We start from the raw sequence: 7,916 nt of genomic DNA on the forward strand, positions 1-7,916 counted from the left end.
CAGCCGGCTAAAGCCGGTAGCCGGCTTCAGCCGGCTAAAGCCGGTAGCCGGCTTCAGCCGGCTAAAGCCGGTAGCCGACTCCAGCCGGCTAAAGCCGGCACTCCACAGTGTGCCACATAGTATGAAATGGCGCTAACAACCTTTTCAGACAACTCCTGATCCCCATTGCTCACTCACCGGGCAACACTAACCCCACGCGAATAGCATAACGCACCAACCCTGCTATATCATGGATGTTCAACCGCTCCATCAGCAGGGTTCGGTGCGTCTCTACGGTCTTGGCACTGATCGTTAAGGTCTGTGCGATCTCGCGGGTTGTGCGCCCCTCGGCAATGAGCCGCAGCACCTCACGCTGACGCGGGGTCAATGCTTCCTCGGGCTCTGCATGTTGGTCAAGCCAGCGCATGCGGTCGCTGGCTACATGCTTGGAGACGGCAGGACTCAGGTAGGTTTCGTTACGCATCACGATCCGAATGGCTAACTCTAGCTCGGCAAGACTCGCATCTTTGAGCAGGTAGCCTTTGGCCCCCGAGCGCAACGCCTGTACCACATAGGCTTCGTTGGCATACATTGAAAGCATAACCACCCGCACCTGTGGGAAGAGCTGCGCGACCCGCTTGGCCACTTCGAGGCCGTTCATCTCGGCCATGGCAATATCAAGCAGCAGCAGGTCAGGTTGGAGCTGCGGTAACAGGTTCAAGGCCTCTTGGCCTGAGCCTGCTTCACCAATGACCTCAACCTGGGGCAGACTCTCAAGCAGGGAGCGAATGCCCATGCGCACGAGGGTATGATCCTCAACCAGCATGATGCGGATAGTGGTGTCCATACTCTTTTGAACGTCCCTGAGCGAGCATTTTAGCTTCGCCTAACGTGTTCAGTGTAGCATACTTTCGTACCTTGGTACGTAACACCACCGTAGCGATCCCATGCTATCATGATCGTGGTAGGTTCAGGTTACGTTATACCTATTGATGCCACAAACCTATTTTCTCTTTGTTCGTTTCTCTCTTCTTCCTTCAGGAAAGCACCATGAACGAACCTCAACGTGTTGAGATTCTGCTTGTTGAAGATAACCCTAATGATATTCGGCTTACGCTTCATGCATTCAAACGGCAAAATATCATTAATCAAATTCATGTTGTTCGCGATGGTGCCGAAGCGCTCGATTTTCTCTTTGGTACTGGCGACTATGCCGGTCGCCAACTCGAGCATGGCCCAAGAGTGATTCTGCTTGACCTCAAGTTGCCTCTGGTTGATGGCCTTGAGGTGCTGCGCCGGATTAAACATGATCCCCGCACCCGCTCGATTCCTGTGGTTGTTCTAACCTCTTCTGCTGAGGAGCGTGATGTGGTTTCGAGTTATGAATTGGGTGTCAATAGTTATATTGTAAAACCTGTTGATTTTGAGCAGTTTACTGAAGTAGCGCGTAGTTTGGGTATGTATTGGTTGCTCTTAAACTATTCACCACAGAGTTGATTGGTAACTTGGTATGACTGAATCATCCAATACTGATGAACGTCTCCGTGCCAGTGAGCAGGCGCTGCGGGCGAGTCGCCACCTCATTCAGCGTATTACCGATGCGGCCCCCGCGACGATCTATATCTATGATCTGGTGCGTCAACAGAATGTCTATTCCAATCGCAATATTGTGGCGACCCTGGGTTATAGCCCTGAAGAGATTGTTGCGATGGGGAGTAGTGTCTTTGCCCAATTGATGCACCCTGATGACCTTGCCCAACTGCCTGAGCGACTTGGGCGTTTTGCCACGGCCAGCGATAGCGATATTCTTGAACTTCAGTACCGTATGCGCCATGCCGACGGTAATTGGCGCTGGCTCTTTAGCCGCGAGGTAATCTTTGCCCGCGATGAGGCCCACCAGCCTACCCAAATTCTTGGCGTAGTGCAAGATGTGACCACCCAAGTTGAGGCGCTGAATGAGGTGCAGCGCCTCAATCTAAACTTGGAAGCCCACGTCCAAGAACGCACAAGCCAACTGGAAGCCGTAGTCCACGAATTGGAAGCCTTCTCCTACTCGGTCTCCCACGATCTGCGGGCGCCGCTGCGGGCGATTGATGGCTTTTCGCGGATTGTTTGGGCTGAGTATGCCGATCAACTGGACGCCGATGGGCGTGAGTATCTACGCCTCATCTGTGACAATACGCGCCAGATGGGTCAATTGATTGATGATCTGCTCGCCTTTTCGCGCCTCAATCGCCAGCCGCTGCAACGCCAAACTCTGGCGATGAATGATCTCGTGAGCCGTGCGCTCGAAGGTTTTACCCGCGAAATCGCTGAACGCCAGGTGTACCTCACTGTTCAAGATATGGGAACCTGCCAGGGCGATCCTGCGTTGCTGCGGATTGTCTGGGTGAATCTGATCTCCAATGCGCTCAAGTATAGCCGCCAACGCGCTCAAGCTGAGGTTACGATCGGTGTACGTCAAGTTGAAGGTGAAACGGTCTACTTCATCAGCGATAATGGCGTCGGTTTTGCAATGCAGTACGCCCATAAACTCTTTGGCGTTTTCCAGCGGCTCCATCGTGCCGAAGAGTATGAAGGCAACGGCGTTGGCCTCGCAACCGTCCAGCGCATTGTGCAGCGCCACGGCGGGCGCGTTTGGGGTGAAGCAGTGCCCGACCAAGGGGCAACGTTTAGCTTTACGTTGCCAATAAATCTATGACAACGCCCCTGAATCTCCTTATTCTCGAAGATCGTGATGCCGATGCGCTGCTGATTGTGCATGCCTTGCGCCAAGCCGGTTTTGACCCCGCATGGCGTCAGGTCTGCGCTGAGCCCGACTATCGTGCCGCACTGACTTCTCCCCCCGATCTGATCCTTGCTGACTATACTTTGCCTCAGTTTGATGCCCTCCGCGCTCTCGATCTGTTGATCGAACTTGAACTCGAAATCCCTTTTATCATTGTCTCTGGAACCATTGGTGAAGAGATGGCTGTGGCGGCCCTGCAACGCGGAGCCGCCGACTACTTACTCAAGGATCGCCTGAGCCGCTTGGGTATGGCTGTCCATAATGCCTTGCAAGGCCAACAGTTGCGCCGTGAACAGCAAGCGGCGCTGGCTTCGCTGCGCCATAGTGAGCGCCGCTTTCGTGCCCTGATTGAACATAGCGTTGATGGCGTGGCACTTGTTGATGCCCACGGGATCATTACCTATATTAGCCCTGCGGCGGAACGCATCCTTGGCTTTCCTTTGGATGAATTTGTGGGCTCTGAAGCGCTGACCTTTATCCATCCCCGCGATCATCAGAACCTGCGCTACCTAGTCAAACGCCTAGCCCCCACTGGCGATGTGGCCAACCTTGAGGTGCGCGTGCGCCACCAGGATGGAACATGGCGTTGGATCGAAGCCTTCTTCAGAAATTTGCTCACCGATCCCGCAATTGAAGCGACCGTCGTGAACTACCGCGATATTACCGCCCGCATCGCCACCGCCGATGAGTTGCGTCGCTTCACCGATGAACTGGTCAATCTGCACCACCTCGAACGTCGCGCCCGCCTCCAAGCCGAGACGCTGCGCGCCGCGAACCTTGCCCTCACCCAAAGCCTTGAGTTTGAGACAGTGGTTGAGTCGCTCTTTAGTGCCCTCGCTCGCCTGGTACCCAATACCCGTGCGAGTCTCTTTATGCTTAATGATGGTAGCCTGAGCGCTGCCTATAGCTTTGTGCCGGGCCGCGATGCCCTCGTCAGCAGCCTGGCCCTGGATAGCATTGAGCTTGAAAGCTCGCCGCTTGCTCAGGCTGTGTTGCAGAGTGGCGAAGGGCGCATTATTGACACCGCTGAACAGAGTATGCTTGGGGTTCCGCTGCTGGCCCAAGGCAGCCTGATTGGCCTCTGTGTGATTGAAGCCTACGAGGATGTGAAGTTGAGCGTTGACCATCTGCGTTGGACTGAGGCGGTTGCTGCTCAGGCTGCCGTGGCAATCCAGAATGCGCGTCTCTTCGATGAAGTTCAGTATGCACGTCAACGCCTCCAAACGCTCTCCCATAAGCTGATTCAGGCCCAAGAGGTTGAACGACGCCACCTCGCCCGCGAACTGCACGACGAGATTGGCCAGGTCCTGATTGCTCTGCAGATGAATATGCGCGGGGTGGCCCAGGGTAAGCTCGATCCGAAACAGCAGGCACGCCTGCTCGATAGCAGTACCCTCGTGGATCGCCTCATCCAACAGGTGCGCTCGCTTTCGCGGGAATTGCGCCCGCCCCTGCTCGATGACCTTGGTCTCGTGCCTGCACTCAACTGGCACCTTGACCAGATCGCAACGCGCTTTGGGATTGACATAAAGCTTACCACCCAACTCAATAGCCAGCGTATGCCGTCTCAGGTTGAATTGAGCATCTTCCGTATTGCCCAAGAAGCCCTGAATAATATTATTAAACACGCCCAAGCCACGCGGGTGCGGGTTGAATTGCGCCAGAATGAAGCTATGTTGCGCTTGATCATTAGCGATAACGGGATTGGCTTCGAGACCGATGCGGCCCAACTGCGTGCCGCCAGCGGGGCGAGCCTTGGCCTGATCAATATGCAAGAACGGGCCCTGTTGGCGAATGGTACCTTTGAGATTATCTCGGCACCTGAAGCCGGGACGTGTGTCTGTGCATGCTTTACCCTTGATGCTACCTTGAGGAAGAGCCCATGATCGAAGCCCACGCCCTCAGCAAACAGTTTGGGGGCTTTCAAGCCGTTCACAACATTGACCTTGAAGTGCGCCCCGGCGAACTCGTGGCCCTGCTTGGCCCCAATGGGGCCGGGAAGACCACCACGGTACGTATGCTCGGGGCTATTCTGCGCCCAAGTAGTGGCCAAGCCCGTATCTGTGGGCTTGATGTGGTAACCCATGCCCAGACGGTGCGCGCCAAGGTGGGCCTGCTCACCGAGTATCCCGGCCTCTACGGGCGCATGGCTGCACTTGAGTACCTCGATTTCTTTGGCGGTCTCTTGGGCCTTGATGCGGTCACGCGCCAGGCGCGGAGCACCACGTTGCTCCAGCAGTTTGGCCTCTGGGAAGCACGCGAGCGTAAGCTTGATGGCTATTCCAAAGGCATGAAGCAGAAGATCGCCCTGGTACGCGCCCTCATCCACGATCCGCCGGTGCTCTTCCTCGATGAACCTACGACCGCTATGGATCCGCAGAGTGCCCGCACCGTGCGTGATGCGATTGGGGAGTTGCGCCAGGCCGACCGTGCGATTCTGCTGACCACCCATAACCTTGCGGAAGCAGAAGTGCTTGCCGACCGGATTGCGATCATTAGTGGCGGTCAGATCATTGCCCTTGGCACTTTTGCCGAATTGAGCCAGCGCCTACTCGGTGCGCCGCGCTACGAACTGCGCCTCGCCAGCCCTGAGCAGGCTGCCCAGGTGCGCTCGCTCCTTGACGGGATCGTAAGCATTGAGGAGTGTAACGGCGTCAGTATATACTACCGTTGCAACGAACCAGACCAACTCAATCCCCACATCCTCAGCCATCTTGCCGCCCACAACCAGCCCGTCGTTACTCTCTCCGAGGTGCCCCGCAGCCTTGAGGATGTCTATTTACGTATTGTGGAATGATGCAGCTTTTTTGTTGCGTGTTGGCGGCGCAGCCGCCAACACGCAACAAAAAAGCGCTGTTTCCTGTTTCCTATTTTCTATATCCTATTTTCTTCACAATGGTTGGCTATGTGCGTACTGTACCGGGGCTGCTGCTACAGCCATTACGTCTGGTTGGTTCCTATCCACTAACGGCCTGGCGCGCCGATCTGCTGGCGGGCTTGACGGTTGGCTTGGTCTTGTTGCCCCAAGCGCTCGCCTTTTCGCTCTTGGCCGGGCTGCCGGTCGTCATGGGCCTCTATAGCGCATTTGTCGCTGCGCTCGTTGGGGCGCTCTGGGGTTCTTCAAGCCATCTGCACAGCGGGCCAACCAACACTGCGGCTATTTTGACCCTCTCGGTACTCGCGCCGCTCTTTGCAGTCGGTTCAGCCGAATTTATTGCCGCCGCAGGTTTGCTGGCGGTACTCTCGGGGCTCATCCGGCTGGCTATGGGCTTGGCCCGCTTGGGCCTGCTGGTCAACTTTGTCTCTGATGCGGTAGCGGTTGGTTTTACGGCTGGGGCCGGCCTGCTGATTATCTCCAATCAGCTTGGCCCGATCCTGCGCATGCCGATCATGCCCAGCGAAGGGGTGTTGGCGACCCTGATGATCGCCCTGCGCCAACTGGGCAATGTGCATATGCCCTCGCTGGCCCTTGGCTGTGGCACGATCCTCGTTATTGCGCTCTGGCCGCGCCTCACCCGCCGCATTCCCAGTGTCTTGGCCGGGGTTGCTTTACTCAGCCTTGTGGCTTGGCTCTTTAACCTCGAAGCCTATGGTGTGCAGAGCTTGGGCGCCCTACCGGCGGGCTTGCCCCCCCTGGCGGCCTTGCCGCTGCTCGACCTTGGGCTGATTGGTCAATTGATCAATGGGGCGCTCGCCATTGCCCTGATCGGCCTGGTTGAGGCGGTGGCGATTGCGCGTGCCGTTGCGGGCCATTCGCGCCAGCGCCTCGATAGCAACCAAGAATTTATTGGCCAAGGCATGGCCAATGTCGCCGCCGGATGCTTCAGTGGCTACCCATGTTCTGGCTCCTTCAACCGCTCGGCCCTGAGCTACCAAGCAGGGGCCCAGACCGCTATGGCCAATGCTTTTTCGGGGGTCTTTATCTTAGTTGCCGCCTTTGCGCTCAACCCACTGATTGCCCACATCCCCCTAGCGGTACTCGCAGGTGCCCTTGCGATCACCGCCTGGAGCATGATTGATCGCCAGCGCATGCTCCAAATCTGGCGCGGCGCACCGGGTGAAGCCCTCATTATGCTGCTCACCTTTGGGGCAACGCTCTTGCTGCCCCTTCAGTTTGCGATTCTGATTGGGGTGCTGATGTCGTTGGGCTACTACCTACTGCGTACCAGTATGCCCCGTGTGGTTGCGGCCCTGCCCGATCAGGAGTTTAAGCACTGGGAACCGCACAATGGCCGCCCCCAATGCCCGCAACTGGCCGTGGTGGATGTCCTCGGTGACATCTATTTCGGTGCGGTCAACCATGTCGAAGAGACGATTGACCAGATTCTCGACGAAACCCCAGGTCAGCGCTTTCTGCTACTGCGCATGCATAGTGTTCAGCACTGCGATATTAGCGGTATTCGCATGCTTGAAAACATTCGTGCTGTACTCCGCGAACGTGGTGGCGATCTCTATATGACCCGCGTGCGCGATCCGGTACTCTACCGGATGCGCCTTGCCGGTTTCTACGATCACCTTGGGCCTGAGAATATTTTAGACGAAGACCTAGCCATTCACCACCTCTTCCACCACACGCTCGACCCGGCTGTCTGTATCTACGAGTGTGAACGGCGCGCCTTTCGTGAATGTTACACCCTGCCCAAACGCACCCTGCCCGGCGGGGCGCCACCGATCACCCTGCTCCCCTTGGGCGTCGAACCTGTACCCAATATTAGCCCCACTGCGCTCTGGGAGGCCATGCACAGCTCGTTGCCGCCGTTAATTGTGGATGTGCGCGAACCACGTGAGTTTCGTCAGAGCCACATTCCAGGGGCGGTGCCGGTTCCGCTCGATCAGGTGCTTACGAGCCCACAAAGGTTGCCCCAGAGTGGCCGGATTGTGCTGGTCTGCCGCAGTGGACGGCGCAGCGCCCGTGCTGCCGAAGCGCTGATCGCGCAGGGCTACCGCGATCTCCGCATCCTTGAGGGCGGCCTCTTGGCGTGGGAACAAGCCAACCTGCTCACGGCAATGTGAGTTATCATAAAAAATGAATGGTACATAGTAAATAGATTTCGCATGATGTCTGTGTGCATCCCTAAGAGGCTGTCTGAAAAGTCTATGGTTTGGCGTTGGAGTGCCGGCTTTAGCCGGCTAAAGCCGGCACTCCAGC

General features: G+C 56.8%; 6 protein-coding genes. 5 read left to right on the top strand and 1 reads right to left on the bottom strand.

Annotated features, from left to right (window positions below; translation table 11 throughout):
• Nucleotides 1-169: 169 nt before the first annotated feature.
• Nucleotides 170-826: a response regulator gene (locus CJ255_RS20075; protein ID WP_097645864.1), complete on the bottom strand. Its 657-nt coding sequence runs from the start codon at nt 824-826 to the stop codon at nt 170-172.
• Nucleotides 827-1,029: 203 nt separating this feature from the next.
• Here CJ255_RS20075 and CJ255_RS20080 point away from each other — a divergent pair, with 203 nt between their 5' ends.
• From CJ255_RS20080 to CJ255_RS20100, 5 genes are all read left to right on the top strand, one after another.
• On the top strand, nt 1,030-1,476 hold the full coding sequence (locus CJ255_RS20080) for a response regulator (protein WP_097645865.1): 447 nt from the start codon (nt 1,030-1,032) through the stop codon (nt 1,474-1,476).
• 13 nt (nt 1,477-1,489) lie between these two features.
• A complete protein-coding gene (locus CJ255_RS20085) occupies nt 1,490-2,680 on the top strand; it encodes a sensor histidine kinase (RefSeq protein WP_097645866.1) in 1,191 nt (396 codons plus the stop codon).
• Nucleotides 2,677-4,653 carry a hybrid sensor histidine kinase/response regulator gene (locus CJ255_RS20090; protein WP_097645867.1) on the top strand — a complete coding sequence of 659 codons (1,977 nt, stop codon included), beginning with the start codon at nt 2,677-2,679 and terminating at the stop codon, nt 4,651-4,653. The genes CJ255_RS20085 and CJ255_RS20090 overlap by 4 nt, the downstream gene beginning before the upstream one ends.
• Nucleotides 4,650-5,564 carry an ABC transporter ATP-binding protein gene (locus CJ255_RS20095; RefSeq protein ID WP_097645868.1) on the top strand — a complete coding sequence of 305 codons (915 nt, stop codon included), beginning with the start codon at nt 4,650-4,652 and terminating at the stop codon, nt 5,562-5,564. Before CJ255_RS20090 ends, CJ255_RS20095 begins: the two co-directional genes overlap by 4 nt.
• Before the next feature lie 110 nt (nt 5,565-5,674).
• Nucleotides 5,675-7,780, top strand: a complete 2,106-nt coding sequence (locus CJ255_RS20100; RefSeq protein WP_320410739.1) for a SulP family inorganic anion transporter — start codon at nt 5,675-5,677, stop codon at nt 7,778-7,780.
• Nucleotides 7,781-7,916 lie beyond the last annotated feature (136 nt).

The organism is Candidatus Viridilinea mediisalina (assembly GCF_002532535.1).
GTDB lineage: Bacteria > Chloroflexota > Chloroflexia > Chloroflexales > Chloroflexaceae > Viridilinea > Viridilinea mediisalina.